This is a genomic window from Mesorhizobium sp. M0244 (assembly GCF_040321795.1).
Lineage (GTDB): Bacteria > Pseudomonadota > Alphaproteobacteria > Rhizobiales > Rhizobiaceae > Mesorhizobium.
Genome location: NZ_JAMYSE010000046.1, coordinates 37696 through 54042, shown reverse-complemented (window position 1 = coordinate 54042; position 16347 = coordinate 37696). Strand labels below are relative to the sequence as shown.

Genomic DNA, 16347 nt, shown 5'->3' with positions numbered 1-16347 from the left:
GTGGGATCGGGCTCGTCAACAAGATAGAACCCAAACACATTCGGATTGCCGAGGAAGGGGGTCATTTTCTCGATGAAGGATGCGGTTACGCCCTCGTGCTCATTGAGGTACACCAGACCCTTCATGCCGTCCGGCAACGCGTTGACCAGCGAAACATACTGAACGTCAGCCAGATTGAAGCCGGCGGTTGCAATTTCGGTGGCGGATCCGCCCGATGCGTAGTGCAGAGTTGCCATCCAATATTCCTTTGTCTCATTCGATAGCGCCCCAAGGCTTGCCTACTAGAGGATGTATATTAGCGCCAAATCACATACCTGCAGGCTCTGATAGAATGGTTGATCGCCAATAGGAATGCTGCACGGAAGGAGGAATCCCAATAGACGTGTTAAATAAAGAACAAGAATACTATCCCGTTAAGGCCGTAGTTCCATCCGGATTATCTGATTTAATTGGAAGCCATGTAGTCTCATGGTCTAAAATATAGCTTGCGTATTGCTGAAATATACTTGTGAATTAAGGTTCTATTTAACTGTTCATCCTAGCATTGAGAGATCAGACAGACGTTAACCTAAGAGCCGCACCCCTCCACAGTCTCACTCCCGCAACCAATTAGTTGTGGATAATTCGTAGGCGTCTGCGCGTTCGTCGCGTGATATCGGTCGGCAGATCAGGTTGCCGACATCGGAACGGTCGAATCGGCTTATCCGCTGGTCGCAAGGAGGCAGGTTGCGCCAGGAGTTGTGGCTGAGGGGGTCGACTATCATGCCTGGTAGCACAAGCGGGACAAGCTGAGGCGCAAACCCGGACCGGGAGCTTAGGAATCCGACGCGCCCAGCGTAGAGCAGCGTACAACGCACGACTGTCGGAAGCGCTTTCTTCGGTTGCCTTATCAGTTGCAAGTCCGGCTTGGCCGAACTCCCTGGAGTTCGAGGCGCAATTCATCCGCGTACGCGTTCCTATGCACCACTAGATGCCGTCGAGGTGGTTCGCGATACGCGTAAGGCCGCGATCCCCATGCGGTTTACCTCATTCAAACAGACGAGGACAGTATGCAAGCCTCCCCCTACCGTATCCTTTCACGCGCACAGAAGTAACGAAGCAAAACCATGAAAGCAGATGCGAAAGGCAATTACTTCACGCGACCGGAACACGGCGCACGGACGGGAGCTTCGGGATGAATCCGCATCTCGTTTGTGTGGGAGGCGAAGATCACGCCCTGAGAATTCCGTTCCTAATGTCGCTGCGTGAAAGCGGCTTCCGGGTCACGGCAGTTTCAACCGGCGATGAGGCTGCGTTTTTGCGGCATGGCATTCCGCATCGCCGCTACGGTTTCGACCGATTTGCCAGCGGCAGTGGCGAGTGGACCGCTGTAAGAGCGATTCGGAAATTGGTTGCGCAACTCCGGCCTGACATCGTCCAAAGTTTCGATACCAAGCCTAACCTGCTGACACCCCTTTCGGTGCGCGGAACGGTCCCGGTCGTGCGCACGATCAACGGCCTGGGCTGGACATTCTCGTCGCTGGAACCGCGGGCTCTGGCCTTACGTCCAATCTTTTGCGGACTGCAATGGCTTGCCTCCTTCTGGACGGCAGCGACGGTATTTCAGAATCGGGACGATGAGGCTTTCTTCAAGCGCTTTCGATTGATTGAACCTGGCAGCGGAAGAGTGATCCGCAGTTCTGGCATCGACGTCGATGCGTTCGCTATGGCGAGGCATCTTGCTCCGCCGGCGACGAAAATGCGCCAGGAGCTCGGGCTCCAGTCAGCAGAGATCGTAATTTTTGTGGGCCGGCTGACCCGCCAGAAGGGCATCCCGACGCTGCTCCAAGCAGTCCCTCGCGTCCTTTCTAAAAGGCCTAATGCGCGTTTCGTGCTTGTCGGCCCTTGGGAGTCCGAAGGTCCATTTGCAGTCGACAAGTCGGAAATCGATCGACACGCTCCTCATGTCATCGCGCTAGGCCCACGACGCGATGTTCCAGCCCTTCTTGGCATGGCCGACGTGTTCGCCTTCCCCACACAATATCGAGAAGGAATCCCGCGCGTCCTGCTAGAGGCAGGGCTGGCAGGATTGCCCATCGTCGCCTCAAAGATGCCCGGCTGCAATGAGGTGGTCGAGGATGGATGGAACGGCTACCTAGTCCAACCTTACGACGCCGATGGCCTTGCATCTCGAATACTCGACATCCTGTCCGATCGCAGTCACGGAAAAATCATGGGCGGTCGTTCTGTCGAACTCGTCCGTGAGCAGTTCGCGCTGCCGCGGGTGGTCGCGCAGTATTGCGATCTGTACGAAAATATCCTTAGCGTCAAATCCCACGGTGGCCTCGCCCGACCGGCGTATCCGATCTTAATTGGAGAGGATGCTGTCAGCAGTAGATTGGATGTGCGCCGATGATCCGGGACGCGATCCTGGCCAGTGGCCTCGCAATGACCTATGCGGTGCAACTCGACATTCCTGGGTCGCCCTTGGGGATTGGCGAGCTGCTCCTCGTGCTTTGGATCATGCTGTCGATTGGGCGTGTGCTTGCCGGCGGTCGCCTGGAGACCAGGCCGGCGCTGACACTCCTTGCAAGCTACTGGACGATCATGGCGCTTGCTCTGGCGGTCGGCACCGTTGTCGGCTATCTGACCACAGTTCTATATCTGACGGGTCTGATGCACGATACGATGGCCTACCTGCTGTTGGTCAGCGTCACGTGCCTTGCCGCTGCAGAACCCGAGGCTGATCGCCATCTCCGTCGTACTGGTTGGTGGGTCGTGGGTATCGCGAATATGGCCCTTGCCATTCAGCTGGGACAGGGCTGGGGCTGGATCCCCCGAGCTGACGTCGATCCCTGGTACTGGGACCGCTTTCGCGGCTGGTCGCATAATCCAAACCAGCTCGCGCTCTACTGCGCAATCTTCGGCCCGCTAGCCTTGCATCTTGCGACCACCACCAGCAATCGATGGGGCAGGTTTCTTGGGATCGCCAGCTTGTTCCTAACCTTCTATGTCGGGAGGCTAACAAAGAGCGATACCTATTTGTATACCAGCATCCTGACCTGCCTGACGTTCCTCGGGCTGCGGATCAGCACATGGCTCAAGACCGGTGGCAACAGCGTCAGCTTTTCACGGCAAGCCGTCCTCCTGTTGCTTGTCGGTATCCTTCCGTTGGCGATCGCGATAACCCCCTACGCCGTGACGGAGGCGAGCGTCCTCGAAAACTTCGCCAAGGGCCTGACCAAGGACAAGGGCGGCGAGGCCACTGCCGAAACCGCCGCACTCCGCGTGCATCTCTGGGACGAAGCGTTGGAGAAGGGCGCGGAATCCGGGTCGCTGGGCCTTGGTCCAGGTCCGCATCTCGAGCGCCCATCAGTGTTCGAATCGCAATTTCTGGAGCGACCCTTCGAGGCTCACAACACGATCCTCGACCTGTACACTCAAGGTGGTCTTATTGCGGTTCTGGCGCTGGTCTGGATCGTCGGCGCCGCCATCATGTCGGTGTGGCGTGCGAAGCTCGACGCGCTGTTAGCGCTCGTGGTGTCAATCGTCATCTTCGGCATGCCGCACCTAATCATCCGTCACCCGATCGTGTGGTTTGCGCTGACCATCTGCCTTGTCGCCGGTACTCCGAAAGCAGTTTCTGCAATCTCTAACAATCCGGGTTAATGGCATGTGTGGTATTGCCGGAATTCTTCTTGCCCCCGATTCAGCCGACACGAAGCCGCTCAAGGCAATAGAGCAAATGACGGCCGCGCTTCGTCACCGCGGACCGGATGGCGAGGCATTCTGGATACATAGCGAAGCGGGGCTTGCCTTCGGTCACAGGCGTTTGGCCATTGTTGATCTGTCGGAGGCGGGCCGTCAGCCGATGCATTCCGAAAGCGGCAGATACGTCGTCACGTTCAACGGCGAAATATACAATTTCCGCGATCTGCGCCGCGAGCTGGAAAGTACAGGTCGTCATTTCAGGGGCACCAGCGATACCGAAGTCATGCTTGGCGCCATCGAGAGTTGGGGCCTCGAAAAAGCACTCACACGCTTCGCCGGCATGTTCGCGCTAGGACTATGGGATCTGAAGACGAGGACGCTCCATCTCGCCCGCGACCGAATGGGCAAAAAGCCGCTTTATGTCGCCTCAACACGTGATGCGCTTGTTTTTGCCTCTGAGTTGAAGGCGATCACCCGTTTTCCAGGTTTTTGTCAGGAGCTCGATATCAATGCGGCCGCGGCGATGCTTTCGAAGGGATGGGTACCGGATGACAGCTGCATCTGGCGAGGCGTATTCAAATTGCCGCCGGGTTCGGTCCTGTCGGTGACAGCCGCTGACTTCGCCGCGTCGCGAAGTGCCGCCTCGCTAGCGCATCGTATTCGATACTGGTGGTCGCTGGCCGAAACCGCCACCAAAGGGCGGGCGGAGCAGGTCGTCGGCAGTGACGAAGAACTTACCAATGAACTGGATGGCCTGCTTCGACTTGCCGTTCGGGAGCGCATGATCGCTGACGTTCCGCTCGGGGCCTTCCTGTCGGGCGGAATAGACAGCTCGACGGTTGTAGCCCTGATGCAGGCTCAATCGGAAAAGCCGGTGCGCACGTTCACGATCGCTTTCGGAGAGGGCGGGTTCGATGAGGCTCCCCACGCTGCGGAAGTCGCGCGGCATCTGGGCACCGACCATACCGAACTCCACCTTTCGGCTGCCGTAGCGCGCGAAGTCATTCCAGAATTGCCGCAGATCTGGGACGAGCCCTTCGCTGACGAATCGCAGATACCAACTCTGCTGGTGGCGCGGCTCGCCCGCCGGCACGTTACGGTGGCTCTGTCGGGTGACGGTGGCGATGAATGCTTCGCCGGCTACGCCCGCCACTTCATGGCGGCCCGCCTGCGACGACAGCATACTCTGCCGTCAGCACTGCGTCGGGCGCTCGCGGCAGGCACTGGGTTACTGGCCCGTGCAGCCCGTCACGATCTCGTCGGCAAGCTGCCGCTTTCGGAGGGTGCACGGCATGCGCTGCGGGGCGACCGGCTGGATCGCCTCGCTCAGCTGCTCGCTGCAGCCGATGAGGACGAGTTGTTTCGGCGACTGACGAGATCGTCGACCGAGAACCTCAGCCTCCACCAGCCCCCCTCATCAATCCACGTCGAGCACCGGCTTGATGGGCTGCTGTCCCGTCTTTTGTATGACGATATGGCCGGCTACCTGCCCGGCGATATATTGGTGAAGCTGGACCGCGCCAGCATGGCCAACAGCCTCGAGGGGCGGTGCCCGCTACTCGATCATCGGGTTGTCGAATTCGCCTGGCGCCTGCCGACGAATACGAAGGTTCGTAATGGCAAAGGTAAGTGGATCCTTCGTCAGTTGTTGCGCCGGTACGTTCCGCAGCGACTGATCGAGCGGCCAAAGCAAGGTTTCGATGTTCCTATAGCAGTCTGGCTGAGAGGCCCGCTGCTCAGTTGGGCAAACGATCTTGTCGCCGATATGCGCGTCTCCGGAGACGGAATTTTCGACCTTGTTAAGGTGGATGCGTGCTGGCGCGATCACGTCGATGGCAGGCACGACCATTCTCGCGAATTGTGGCCGGCTTTGATGTTCCAGGCCTGGCACAACGAGGCAAGGCGGCGGCCATCGCCGCCAGCAACGGGTTCTCGCGTGCCCGAACTTACAGGAGATTAAGATGGAAGGGTCCATAGTTAGCCGCATCCACCTTCCGCACGTTACCGAAATGCACTTGCCTGCGCGCGAAATCACTCCGCGCATGAAACGGCCGTTGCGTGAGCAGATGGACACGCAAACCCCGCTCCATCAGCTCCTCATTACCCTCTCAAGAAAAAAGTGGTTCCTCCTGGCCATGGTCGTCGCAGGCGGTGTCTTGGCCGCGCTTGGGGGTCTTGTACGGCCTGCCCTATACGAGGCCACCACACAGGTAATCGTCGACGCACCTAGTAGAGCGGCCCCTGCCGGCGGCTTGGTCTCTGCTCAGGATCAGCTGGATTCCAGCATTGACGACCATATCACCATGCTCTCATCGCAAAGCCACCTGCGAAGCGTAGTGGCAGCGCTGCGCAAAACGGACAATGGTGCTAAACAGGCTGATGCTCGAACCGGAAACCCTCCTCCGAAGCCTGTTGGCGTCGAGCCGCTGAATTTGCGCTCGGTTCCAGCCGATTTGCTGGCCAAAATTTGGCCGCGAAGCACGCCGGCGGAGCCTGATGCGGCTGAACTCAAGGTGCTGCGTGAAGGTATAAGAATCGGCCAGGAGCTGCGATCGAGAGTTATCAGCGTCGGCTTCACCGATCATGATCCGGCGCGAGCCGCTCTGATCGCCAACACGTTCGTCCAAGTGTATATTGGCGATCTGGCAAGGAAAAGCCAAGCGTCGGACAGGCTGGAACTCGAATCGATAGTCTCCGGGCTGCCGACTATACAAAGCAGTCTGGCAGAAGCGACTGATCGTCTGGAGAGATATCGGTTGAGCCATGGCGCGGTCGATCAAGGTGCGGCGGACAACGCTGCCAAGGAGACAGCCGAACTCACCCAGCAAATTTCCTTGTCGAAAGCGGACCTCTCCGCAACCGAATCCCGACTCCAACACATTCAGGACTTGCGAAAGGGGGGCGCGCCGGTTGCCTCGGTAGCCGAAGCCATCGGATCACCCTTGCTGGCCGATCTCTTGGCACGCCAGGCCAACGGCACGGCAGATGAGGATGTCACAAATGCGATCGATCGTGAGATCGAACAAGAAATCGCCCATGTCGCTGCTGAGGCGAACATCTATCGCTCCCAGATCGCGGCGCTGCAAAAGCGTAAGGATGTCCTGGATGCGGTTGTGGCCGATACAGCCGGCCGGCTTTCCGGATTGCGCGCTCTCGAGCCGCAGGTCAGCATCCTGACGCAGCGCTACAACGACCTTTTGACCCGGCAACAGGACTTGATGCGGCGTATTGCAAGTCCATCCCCCGGAGTCAGGCTTCTCTCAGCGGCGTGGCCCCCTACCAATCCAACGACTCTTTCGCCAATTTTTCTTATTCCGCCCGGCATGGTCGTGTTTGGCCTGATTGGGGGGATTTTCATACTTGTCCGCCAACGCTTCGATCGCACTTTGCGCGGAGAGGCCGAAGCTGAAGCAGCGCTCAGGGTTCCGTGCCTCGGGCTAATACCCCAGGCTCCCACAACGCACGCGAAGCGACTGCAGCAGCTGGTTTCAGGCCAGCAGGGGTGCAGATACAGCCGCGCCGTGACGTCCCTGCTTGTCGCCGCGGCGCCCCAACAGGCGAGGGATTGCTCGAACATAATCTTGATAACATCCTGCGGTGAGGATGATGGCAAGACCGAGCTCGCATGGAGCATGGCCTTGGCGGCCACCAGACTTGGAGGGCGAGTACTCTTCATTGATCTGGACCGCACGGACCACCGCCTTACGGGCGAGTTTGTGAAGGAATTCAGCGCACGTAAGCCGCACAATTTTTTCGGAGACTATGTGAGTGACCGTTGTGCACTGCACGATGCGATAGCAGGAATGTCGGCAATCGGGATCGACTTCATGGCGCTCGCACCGTCGGAGGATCTGCTGCCCTTGCTGTCCAGTGTCGACGGCTCCCCTTTCAAAGATGAACTGCACTCGATCTATCGGGTCGTCATCATAAATGGACCGCTGGGGCTTGAGGGACCAGAGGCCAGGCTCCTGACAGGCTGGGGTGACGTGGTTCTTTTCGCCGTTCGCTGGGCGAAAACGGGACGCAGCATCGCGCGAGGCGTTCTAGACCTGCTTGCGGGCGATGCACCAGCTTCGGTCCCCGTCGCAAGCGTTCTCACGAAGGTTAATCTCAGGAAGCACGCTGGTTACCGGTTCGGGGACAGCGCTGATCTCTTGCTGGAGAGGACATGACGAGCGCGGCTTTTTGTTGTTGGGCTTCCCGCTTGGTTGAAAATCACCGCGCAAGGCGCTGCGCCGATCGGCTGCTGGGCGCGGGCCATCCGCCAGTAGCTGGGGTTGTCGCGGAGAGGTCCATCCGGAGCGTGGGTCCGAAGTGTCACAACGGAACCTACTGGCCAGGAGCCGCCGGACGGGCATTCATGAATTCCGGAATCCACACCTGAGGCGACGCGCCTGACGCCGTCCTTCGTCTGCTTGGCATCCACCCCCGCAGCCTAGTGGTGTCGAACTCACCCTTCACGCGGCAAGCGGTATGGCGAACCGGCTCATTGCTGCTTGGCTTGGCGATGAATCCGTAGCGCAGGTGACGAGACTTTGTCGATCTTTGCCCAGAGTGCGCTCCCGCCCATCGTCGATGCGTTCCTGACCGCGTATGCCCATGCCGGCAACCGCGATGGTGAAATCGCAAGGGCAGTCAAACCTTGCGCAATCCGTTGCGCTTTGCTTCGCGGCAGGGCGCGCACGAACTCACTCACGCTACCTGGTTTCTCTCCCTTTCGGAAAAAGCTGTGGACGATGTCTTGTTTCAGGAATTTGGCGAGATTGAACGGCTCCCGCTCGCACTTGCTCAATTGCAAGCCGTGCCGCTGACATATGGCATCGAAGGCTTCTTTCGTCCACCGACCGATGTGGTTTGGTGGCATGTCTATGAGCGAGCCATGGGACTCCATGTAGTAAGTTCTGTTTTCATTTGGCACGGCGATAAAGACAGATCCTTGCGCCTTCAGAAGATATTTCAATCGAGCAAAAACGTCGTCCACTTGGTCCATATGCTCGAAGACTTGAAACATGAAAATAAAGTCGAAGGCCTCTTTCATAGAATCGAAGCTGTCCGTCCGAAAATCGCCTGAATAGGTCTTGAAGCCTTTCGACGCCAGTACAGATCGCGCCGTTTCGTTGTAGTCGACCGCAGAGATGTCGGAAACATGGAAGAATTTATTCTTGATGCGATCGAGAAAATACCCGAACCCAGACCCCACTTCGAGGGCAGTTTTTCCGCCAGTCTTCAGGCCCGCGAGCTCTTCGATAGTCCTTGCATATTCCCATTTCATGGTCGGATAAGAAGGGTACGCCCAGGCTAAGTTATAGAATTCAACGCCGCCGGCGACGAAGGGATCTGCAAAACCGAATCCGCAATCTGCGCATTTGCGGATATCGCATGTGTTGCTGCCCCAGAGATCCGACAGGTGGCTTGTTAATTTTCGAGAGCGATCGGGGTCCTGACGCGGATTGATGAAATGTCGAGAGGCCTCATCTGCTGTCACTTCGAACAATTTCGCGGTTGGTACACTGCCACATGCCGGACAAATGGTCATCTCGCTTACCCCTAAAGGCCAGACCGAAGGAAAGCCGCCTTCGACGGTATACGATGCGCACCAGCCGGCCCGCCGTCGCGCTCCACGATGCCGCCACGCTCAGAAGCTAAATCGTCTCAGGCTACGCAATCGACCCAGTCTCGGGCGGATCGCGAACACATAAGTAAGAATGTGCTGGCTCGCAATTTTCATAACTGATGGACGAAGAATTTGCATTGCATCTCGGATCGTCGCTCGCCAGGGTTGCTGGTGGAATCGGCTGGGAAGACGAGCAACCCGTAGCGCCCGTAACAGAGTCTCAGGGCAGGGAAGATGTTTACGATCCTCGATGAGGTTCCAGTTAAGCTCTTTGACGGCAAGCGTTACCTGATCGACCTCATCGAAACTCTTGGTTGTAGTGATGCTCGGGTGGTTCGTCGCGTCGTAGAAGATCAAGCCATCTTTTATCGCGACCATGTCTCCGTGGCAGGCCAGATCGACAAAGAACAGTTGGTCGACTCCGGCTGGAATTGAATTGTGCGCGCGCATGAGGCAACCCGCGTGAATGACGTCGCGGTTGATCAACAGCGTCGATGGGATGATCCCAAGGCTCCGCGTCGTGCGGACGAGATAGAGGTCCGTCAGGCATTGCTGGCTCGAGTAGAGGGAAATCCGTTCTCGCCCTTGCGGTGGCAATCGGAATTTCATCCGATCGTCCTCAATTATATTCGCTGCACAGGTCATGAATGCCACTGAGGGATGATTGGTGGAAACCTCGGCAAAGGTCTTGAGTGCACCTGGGGCGAGCCAGTCATCGTCATGGAGCAGCTTGATCCATTTTCCGACGCAAGCGAGCATGGCATTGTTGGTGTTCTCCACCTGACCCCGGCCCCGGCAGTTCTCGACAATTCGGATGCGAGGCTCGCTCCGTGCATACTCGGCAACAATTGCCCAGGTCGGTCCCTCTCGGCCCTCGTCGTCGCTGACGACCAGCTCCCAACTGGAAAAATCCTGACTCAGGATGCTATCCATCGCCCGGCGGATCGTGTCCGGACGGCGAAAGGTTGGAATGGCAACTGAAATGAAAGGGCGCAGTCGCGAAGCATCAGCGTAGTGATGTTGGTCAACCACATCGGTCGTTTGGAGCTGATCAAGCTGCGATGGCTTCATGGTGCTTTTCCCTCGAGATTATGACTATGCTTTGGTATGGCAGCTCCTGCTGGTTCGACGTCGTGGCTCAAAATATACAGAGATGCCGCCGTTTTCAGTGCAAACCCGACGGCGCCGCCGGCCGCCATCAGATAAATGACGTTGAGTGGTTCCCAACCTGCCTCAGCACCGGCAAGAAGTGGACCAAACACCAGCGCCGTCCGCGCGCCGTCGACGAGAAGCCGTAGCTCCTGCCGGCGCAGGAGAGCTGGGACATCTTGAAGCGGCGTCGCCAACGCCTGTGCAGCACCCATGAACGCCAGCGCGGTCATAATGTCTGCGGCAGGAACCCAGGGCGGGCCCAGAAGGGGGACGACAAGATATGGCGCGGCCAGGCCAAGCGCCAGTATTGGCAATGCAGTGAGGCCGGCTGAAAGCATCAAGAGGCCGCGCGCGGTGCCGAGCAGATGTCGGCGATCGCTGTTTTTGTTCGCCTCGGAGACAAAAACATTGCTGAGCGGGGTGGCGATCAGCGTGACCGGTGCAGTCACCAGCCGCGCTGCCACTCCCAGGTAACCCGCAAAAGCGGCGCCAAACAGCGAACCAACAAGTATCGCGGGAAGATTGATGATGGCGAAACTCGCGAGAGCTGAGGGAATGTCGAACAACGGAAACTTGTATTCTCGCCTGGCGACGGCAACGACGGTACGCCACGGCGCCCGTGCGACGCCGCGTATGTCTTCCCGGCTCAGAATCCGGGAGCCGAGGAGTCCGATAAAGACGAATTGGCTCAGGATATGAGCATGCACCATCGACTCGCCTCCGAAATGGGCGAGCCCAAACATTAATTGCAGCAGGGCCATGGTCGCCGGCAAGACCAGGCGGCCGAGGGCGAAGTCGCGTAGAAGGCCTGCGCGCAGGCTCCAGCAGTTCATAGCTTCGACGAGACCTGCGCCCCCCATCCCAAGCGGAACAAGCCAGGCGAGGTGGCCGACGCGCGCCGGAGCGATGCTCGCCCACAGCAGTCCTGCCGCAAAGGCGAGGACACTCGTCACCGAGACAGCCAGGAGAATGAGCTTAACAGTCACATACGCCCGCGCATTGTCCTTGACACCATAAAGAGAGGCCTCGAAACGCAGTGCTGCGATCGCGCCGAGGATGTTTACGATCGAAAGATAAATCGTGAAGATCCCGAAATCTGCCGGGGAATATAGCCGGGCCAAAACGGGAATAGCGGCGACGAGGATCAACTGGCCGGCAATCGCCATGGCCGAAACGCCTCCTGCCGCGCGCAGAATACTGCCGATCGGGCTTGGAGGAACACGGGTGATTATTTTCTCGACCGTAGGAACCGTCCTGGATCTCAGAAAGTAGCTTTGGGACATGAGCTCGCGATTCCGAGGAGGCAAAATGCGGTTGACCGGAGCTTACGATGGGGCCTGAACGTCACCATCATCCATCTGAATGACATCGTTCGGCAGAGCGGCGATGCGGCGAATTCTTTGTGCTCCGTGCCGGGTATAACTGCAGCTCTGAAATTGAGACCGCTCGTTGGACTTGCCCGCGATGAACTGATTTCTGCGGGGATCGCGCGGGCATCGATGCTCGGGAATGTCGTCGTCACGTTATGCGGTACCAGCTGGATCTTTTGACCAGACCGGCAGCCGCGACCAGGATGGCCGACGCGTGGATTCGTCGCTCCGACAAGGCGCGGATTACACGGTGGCCTCTACATGCATCAACGTTTGTTGCTGTGTGCTGGCTGCGATATTCGTTCCATGAAAGTCCCGGTACCATTCGACAAAGCGTTGCACTCCGTCCTCGAGCGTTGTCGCCGGGGCGAAGCCGACAGCGTTGCGAAGATCGCTCACGTCGGCGCGAGTCTCCAGAACGTCGCCGGGTGGCAAAGGCACTTCCACGCGAATCGCCCGGCAGCTAAGGGCGGTCTCGATGAGCGAAATCAGCCGGTTAATCTCCTCCGGCCGGTCGTTGCCAACATTATAGACGCGATACGGCGCAGAACTTGTCGCGGGATCTGCGGTAAGAAAATCCCAACCCGGATCGGGTCGCGGCGGTGCAGCGAGTGCTCGAACCACCCCCTCAGCGACGTCGTCGATATAGGTGAAGTCTCGCCACACGCTGCCGGCATTGGCTACTTCGATTGGTTTCCCCTCGATAATCGCACGCGTGAACATGTAGACTGCCATGTCGGGCCTGCCCCAGGGGCCATAAACGGTGAAGAAGCGCAGTCCGGTCACGGGCAAGCCGAACAAGTGACTGTATGAATGCGCCATGAATTCGTTTGAACGCTTGGTTGCGGCGTACAGACTGACAGGATGGTCAGCGCCGTGATGCTCGGAAAACGGTATGGTTCGATTTGAGCCGTAGACGGAGCTCGACGAAGCGTAGACGAGATGACTGACGCCGAAGTGCCGGCAGCCCTCAAGGACGTTGAGAAACGCCACTATGTTCGATTGCAAATAGGCATGCGGGTCAACAAGTGAATGACGCACGCCGGCCTGGGCCGCGAGATGCACAAAGTGTGAAGGTCGAAATTCTGAAAACAGCAACTGAACGCGGGCGGCATCCGCTAGATCAATTCGCATCGGAGTGAAGCCCGGCTCGGCACAGAGACGTGCAAACCGCGCTTCCTTGAGTCGTGGATCGTAGTAGGGGGTGAAATTGTCGACGCCGATGACTTCGACACCCAGACGCAAAAGCCGCAAGGCGACGTGAAAACCAATGAAGCCTGCAGCACCGGTGACGACGATCGGTCCTATCGGGGCGAGTTCCTTCACGGCGCGGTCTGACCGGGATCGGGCGGTTTCCATATTTTCCGCAGAAAGAACGGACCCACCGTTTAAATCATGATCCAATTTTTTGCCCCTTCGACGTCATTCGACAGTGTCGAATTGCCTATTCCGAGATCCCGGCCAATTGTGCCGGGATGTTATGTGCCGGGGCGTCGGCGTCGGCACAGGTGAGCAGGCGCCGGCGCGCTGCGCAACGTGACCTGCCAAGCTAGGTTGAAACGGCCTCCAGCACCGGTCGACCGAGCCCCGTCGCATGTGGATGCCGCCAACTAGACCCAACAACTGCGCGGCCCTTATGGCAGGACCGAAATGCGCCCAAGAAGGGCCACCAGTTCCGCCTGGCGCTTCGTTTCGGTCTTGGCGAACAGCGAGGCAAGCTGGGAGCGGATCGTGGTGCGGCTGAGACGCCAACTGCGAGCGATCTCCAAAGGCGCGTCGCCCTGAGCCAAGCGCAAGGCGAGGTGCGTTTCCGCGCTCGTCAAGCCAAACATTCTTTGCAGAGTTCGAGGATTTGGCCCCGACCTGTTGTCCCGGTCCAGCAACGCAACGATGCTCGTCCCATCGGGAGCGATAACTCCGTTCTCGTTCAGTATCACCGGCCGGTCGCCCCTGCTGCGGATCACCACCCAGGACAACGAGCCCGGCAGGAATTGGCCCGGAACATTCGCGATCAACCGCCTTAGGGCGGCCGTAAGTCCGTTCGCCGTGTCAGCCGCTTCGCCTTGGCGCTCAAGCGTGGTTTGGGCGGCTGCGTTCCACTCGACTACTTTTCTTTCGCGATTCAGCACGAGATAGCCACAGCCGATGCGATCAAGCACGCCGGTTATGGATTCCAGACTGCGGCCTTTTGGTTCCCCGAGCCTTGCGTCCGGTGGATCTGATGCTCGATCGGGAAAGTGACCAGAAGAGGGCCGCGTATTCCGCGCCTTAAAATCATACTGGCTCCTCGTGACAATGTACCGACTGCCCGAAGAAGCATCAACATGTCTATCGATCAGATTCATTTTCTACCCCTAACCCAAAGTTTCACACGCCCGAAATAAGTATTCGGGATTCAGATAGTCTTTTATGTGTAGCTGGATTCTAGTCTTCTACGCGCTGACGGATAATATGTTCATCACCACCTTGAAAACCCAATAGGATCTGACAGTTCTAAGGCAGCTCCTAGCCCCCGCTGCATCCGATAAAATGCGCGCTATGATAGCGGTATGGCAATCCGGCAGTGGTACTAAGCTGTACGTTTTTTGTTCTAGTCTCGACGGGCTAGTCAGAAGGTTGTAGTCTGTGTCCATGAACTCGCAGTCGCTCAGGTCGAATTCGAACCCGTCGGGCAGATTGCTAACTCATATTGCCTCTGCATCGGTATTAGCTGCCACACTGATATTTGAAATAAAATCGTCAGGCTATATTGGGCAAGGCGCCAGTTTTCTGGAATTTGTTCCGGCTATTATTATTATCGCCTATCTCGAAGATCGCGTGCCTGCGCTCGCGGCGACCATTCTGATGGTGACCGTTGGCCTATGGGCCCGAGGACACGATCAGATTTCAAATGGAGATTGGGCACGCGCAATCCTGCTTCTGGTTTCGGGTGGGGTGATTGCCATGACGTTCCATCGCCTGCGGCAGGACTTGCGTGAGTTGCTGGAAGTCGCGGAGGCCAGGCTCGCTGCCGTCGAAGCGACCGAAAGCCGCTATCGTTGGGCCTTCGAACGTGCTGCCATGGGATTCGCGAACACCAACGAGAAAGGTGAGTTGCTGCAGTCCAACAGACGCCTTTGTGAGATGACTGGGTACAAGGAGGAGGAGCTTGCCCAATTGCAGCTCGATACGCTCGCCCATCCGAACGACCGGGACACCTTGGCGCAATTGTTGGCGGGGCTGGGTAATGACACTGCTTCGTTCGTTTCGGAGGTGCGTCTGTCAAGAAAGGACGGGACGGCATTCTGGGCTCGGATAACCCTTTCTTCGTCCGTGCCCGAGGGGGTTCTCTCGGAGAGCATCTTCGTGGTGGTCGACGATATTTCGGAACGACGAGCTGTTCACGAAGCGCTTCGGGCTCAGAAGGAATGGCTAGACCTCGCTCTGTCTGCTGGACGCTTGGCTACGTGGCGGATCGACCTTAAAGACGGGACAGTCACAGGCTCGGACACGTTCTGGGACATTCTCGGCCTGGCCCAGGCCAATAGCCGCCGTTTGGAGGAACTATCAGCTGTCGTTCATCCGGCGGACTGGCCAAAGCTGGCGGCATCGAGAAAGTCCGCATCATCGGTCACGAATTACGATGTTGAGATACGCGTCCGCCGACCGGACGGACATATCCGCTGGGTTGCCCTGCGCGGAAGGGAGGAAAGACATGATGACGGTGGACAGCGGCTTGGAGTGGCTGCCGACCTGAGCGAGAGACGGCAAACCATGCTGCTGCGCGCCGCGGCAAAGAAGCGGGAGCGCATTATGCTCGAACAACGCCACAGATTCGGCAACGTTTTCGCGGTGATCACGGCGCTCGTGAAAATGGTCGATGTTCCCGGAAACAACGTCGCCAAATACAAGGAAACGCTGATCGACCGGATACGCGCGCTCGAGGCAACCCATCTGCTTCTTTCACGCAACGGCAGCGTATCGGGGGTGCTAAACGACCTCGTTGCTCAAGAGTTGCAACCATATATGGGAACGCGCGCCATATCGGTCAGCGGTCCTTCCGTGGCGATGTCGGGAGGCGCCGCCGAGAGTTTTGCAATGATCGTTCACGAGCTTGCCACCAATTCCATGAAATATGGAGCGCTTGGCGATCCAAAAGGCCGGATCGACGTAAGCTGGACGTTCGCACCTGAAGACACAGGCAGTGAGGTCGTGTTCGAGTGGGTGGAATCGGGGCGGCGGCGGACCTCAAGTGTGGTCCGGCATGGCTTCGGTTCCATGATAATCGGAGTGGATGGAGCGCCGCTTGTCGGTCACTCTCCCAAGCTGGAAATGTCGGATCACGGGTTGCGGTATTCGCTGCGACTGTCACGCAAGGAAATCGGATCCTAATGCATTGCTCCACTCGGAAAGCAGGAACCTAAAGGCGCGTCGCGCTGAACGGCCTGTGAGATGAGCTTAGGTTCTTTTCTAAGGATGTCGTTGGCCCAAAAGCCGCAGCGCAGTTTTGGCAATATGCAGTAATATGCATGAGGAGTCTTG

At 58.0% G+C, this 16347-nt stretch carries 10 protein-coding genes and 1 pseudogene; 5 read left to right on the top strand and 6 right to left on the bottom strand.

The genetic code is table 11. The features are described 5' to 3' along the window. Window positions 1-236: pseudogene (locus NKJ08_RS23890) on the bottom strand (calcium-binding protein); the annotation flags it as partial. Between the two features lie 938 nt (window positions 237-1174). Between NKJ08_RS23890 and NKJ08_RS23885 the strand changes: the two are divergent. From NKJ08_RS23885 to NKJ08_RS23870, 4 genes are read left to right on the top strand one after another with little or no spacing between them, the layout of a single operon-like run. Then, complete coding sequence (locus NKJ08_RS23885; RefSeq protein WP_352524772.1) at window positions 1175-2395, top strand: glycosyltransferase; 1221 nt, start codon at window positions 1175-1177, stop codon at window positions 2393-2395. After that, window positions 2392-3648: an O-antigen ligase family protein gene (locus NKJ08_RS23880; RefSeq protein ID WP_352524774.1), complete on the top strand. Its 1257-nt coding sequence runs from the start codon at window positions 2392-2394 to the stop codon at window positions 3646-3648. The genes NKJ08_RS23885 and NKJ08_RS23880 overlap by 4 nt, the downstream gene beginning before the upstream one ends. A 4-nt stretch (window positions 3649-3652) precedes the next feature. Further along, window positions 3653-5650 (top strand): asparagine synthase (glutamine-hydrolyzing), encoded by a 1998-nt coding sequence (asnB, locus tag NKJ08_RS23875; RefSeq protein WP_352524776.1) that lies wholly within the window; start codon window positions 3653-3655, stop codon window positions 5648-5650. 1 nt (window position 5651) lies between these two features. After that, the gene (locus NKJ08_RS23870; RefSeq protein WP_352776925.1) at window positions 5652-7862 is read left to right on the top strand and encodes a GumC family protein; all 2211 of its coding nucleotides are present in this window, start codon (window positions 5652-5654) and stop codon (window positions 7860-7862) included. Between the two features lie 314 nt (window positions 7863-8176). Here the strand turns inward: NKJ08_RS23870 and NKJ08_RS23865 are convergent, their stop codons facing one another. From NKJ08_RS23865 to NKJ08_RS23845, 5 genes are all read right to left on the bottom strand, one after another. Beyond that, window positions 8177-9226, bottom strand: coding sequence for a class I SAM-dependent methyltransferase (locus NKJ08_RS23865; RefSeq protein WP_352524780.1), 1050 nt, complete (start codon window positions 9224-9226; stop codon window positions 8177-8179). A 99-nt stretch (window positions 9227-9325) separates the two neighbouring features. Then, window positions 9326-10375, bottom strand: a complete 1050-nt coding sequence (locus tag NKJ08_RS23860) for a glycosyltransferase family 2 protein (protein WP_352524782.1) — start codon at window positions 10373-10375, stop codon at window positions 9326-9328. After that, window positions 10372-11622 (bottom strand): lipopolysaccharide biosynthesis protein, encoded by a 1251-nt coding sequence (locus NKJ08_RS23855; protein ID WP_352524784.1) that lies wholly within the window; start codon window positions 11620-11622, stop codon window positions 10372-10374. The genes NKJ08_RS23860 and NKJ08_RS23855 overlap by 4 nt, the downstream gene beginning before the upstream one ends. Window positions 11623-12069: 447 nt before the next feature. Then, the gene (locus NKJ08_RS23850) at window positions 12070-13185 is read right to left on the bottom strand and encodes an NAD-dependent epimerase (protein WP_352524961.1); all 1116 of its coding nucleotides are present in this window, start codon (window positions 13183-13185) and stop codon (window positions 12070-12072) included. Between the two features lie 275 nt (window positions 13186-13460). After that, complete coding sequence (locus NKJ08_RS23845) at window positions 13461-14171, bottom strand: helix-turn-helix transcriptional regulator (RefSeq protein ID WP_352524786.1); 711 nt, start codon at window positions 14169-14171, stop codon at window positions 13461-13463. 286 nt (window positions 14172-14457) lie between these two features. Between NKJ08_RS23845 and NKJ08_RS23840 the strand changes: the two genes are divergently transcribed. After that, a complete protein-coding gene (locus NKJ08_RS23840; protein ID WP_352524788.1) occupies window positions 14458-16197 on the top strand; it encodes a sensor histidine kinase in 1740 nt (579 codons plus the stop codon). Window positions 16198-16347: the final 150 nt, after the last annotated feature.

Bases quoted from the DNA above. Each gene is read 5' to 3' on its own strand.
- NKJ08_RS23885 (WP_352524772.1), top strand. From the start codon at position 1,175: ATGAATCCGCATCTCGTTTGTGTGGGAGGCGAAGATCACGCCCTGAGA.
- NKJ08_RS23880 (WP_352524774.1), top strand. From the start codon at position 2,392: ATGATCCGGGACGCGATCCTGGCCAGTGGCCTCGCAATGACCTATGCG.
- asnB (WP_352524776.1), top strand. From the start codon at position 3,653: ATGTGTGGTATTGCCGGAATTCTTCTTGCCCCCGATTCAGCCGACACG.
- NKJ08_RS23870 (WP_352776925.1), top strand. From the start codon at position 5,652: ATGGAAGGGTCCATAGTTAGCCGCATCCACCTTCCGCACGTTACCGAA.
- NKJ08_RS23865 (WP_352524780.1), bottom strand. From the start codon at position 9,226: ATGACCATTTGTCCGGCATGTGGCAGTGTACCAACCGCGAAATTGTTC.
- NKJ08_RS23860 (WP_352524782.1), bottom strand. From the start codon at position 10,375: ATGAAGCCATCGCAGCTTGATCAGCTCCAAACGACCGATGTGGTTGAC.
- NKJ08_RS23855 (WP_352524784.1), bottom strand. From the start codon at position 11,622: ATGGCGATTGCCGGCCAGTTGATCCTCGTCGCCGCTATTCCCGTTTTG.
- NKJ08_RS23850 (WP_352524961.1), bottom strand. From the start codon at position 13,185: ATGGAAACCGCCCGATCCCGGTCAGACCGCGCCGTGAAGGAACTCGCC.
- NKJ08_RS23845 (WP_352524786.1), bottom strand. From the start codon at position 14,171: ATGAATCTGATCGATAGACATGTTGATGCTTCTTCGGGCAGTCGGTAC.
- NKJ08_RS23840 (WP_352524788.1), top strand. From the start codon at position 14,458: ATGAACTCGCAGTCGCTCAGGTCGAATTCGAACCCGTCGGGCAGATTG.